Below are 259 nucleotides of genomic sequence, written 5' to 3'. Positions count from 1 at the left end.
TGGCTAAGGCACCATGCAACAACATAAATGGCGTCACTTTATAGGCCTGCGCCAGTGTCTGTAATTGCGCCCCTATCTGGGCTGATAAAGATCCAGTGACCACCTCTCCCTCATGCCCTTTGCTATCGGGTCGAGGCTTATCCAACTGCAAACTATGTAACGGCGGTACCTCATCCAGTTGCTTCTCCCAATAATCTAACTGGGCTGTCAGCACTTCGCCTTGCAGCCAGTTTCGTTGCCAAAGCGCATAATCCGCATA

General features: G+C 51.0%; 1 protein-coding gene. It reads right to left on the bottom strand.

What is annotated here, in order from left to right; genetic code table 11:
• Nucleotides 1-259: condensation domain-containing protein (locus ACW689_RS21515; RefSeq protein WP_476294456.1), on the bottom strand; the 259-nt coding region annotated here is incomplete at both ends.

It is taken from the genome of Pseudoalteromonas sp. ABE4_541, assembly GCF_056312285.1.
This window is presented reverse-complemented; position numbering and strand designations above follow the sequence as displayed.